General features: G+C 37.9%; 1 pseudogene. It reads left to right on the forward strand.

What is annotated here, in order from left to right:
- Positions 1 to 1080, forward strand: a pseudogene (locus AX662_RS09630) (KxYKxGKxW signal peptide domain-containing protein); the annotation flags it as partial.

The following is a 1080-nucleotide window of genomic DNA, read 5'->3' on the forward strand; positions in this document are numbered from 1 at the left end:
TTTCCAATCTGACAACCAAAAAGATTGGTATTACTACACTGCCAACGGTGAAAAACTGACTGGTTGGCAAAATGTTGATGGTGTCATCCTTTACTTTAATAAAGACGGTCGTCAAGCAAAAGATAAAATTGTTCAAATTGATGGCAAAACCTATTATTTTGATAAAAATAATGGACGTATGGTTAAAAATCAATGGGCCTCAATCAATGTTGGTGGAATTGATCCTGCATCAAAGGACTACCGTTCATACTATCTCGGAGATGATGGTGCTGCTGTGACTGGATGGCAAGATATTGATGGAAAACACTTGTACTTCACTGAAACCGGTATCTATGCTACTAATGGCATCTATTCAATCAATGGTAAGAACTATCTCTTTGAAAAAGGACAATTAGTCAAAGATGCTTATGGCGTTGTTGATAAGCCAGGGTCTAAAGTGAGATTAACATATACCTATCGAACTAATGCAGATGGAGAAGTCCTAACTGGTAAACAAATGATCGATGGAACAGAGTATGTCTTTGCTTCAGATGGTCATGTTGTCGATGGTGTCATAGGTTATGACGGCAAACTTTATCTAGTCAAAGATAGTAAAATACAAAAAAACTATTTTGGAGCCTTTTTTTCCAAAAATCCAATTTTAGGTGGAATTAATTTCACTGGAATCTATGGAACTGATGAAAACGGTGTCCTCCTAGAGGGTGTCCAACGAGGCTTAGATGGTCAACTGCACTACTTCCAACCTGAGGTAAAAAGTGTTGATAAACCTACATGGAAAGAAATCGATGGCAAGCGCTATCGTCTAACAAAATCGTATCGAACAGAGAGATATGCTGATATGTACACCGCTATTATCCTTTCAGATACTACTTTGAAAGTCGATGATAAGACCTACACAATTGATAATGAGGGAGTTGTGACTGAGTTTACGGCCAAAAAACAATTTGTTCGTGATGACAATTGGAACTGGTACTATTACGATGCTGATGGCAAGCTCCTAACTGGTCGTCAAACCATTGATGGTATTCAACTCTACTTTGATAAAAATGGTAAGCAAGTCAAAGGTAGCCTAGTAGACAT

The sequence above is a fragment of the Streptococcus sp. CCH5-D3 genome (genome assembly GCF_001556435.1).
Taxonomy (GTDB): domain Bacteria; phylum Bacillota; class Bacilli; order Lactobacillales; family Streptococcaceae; genus Streptococcus.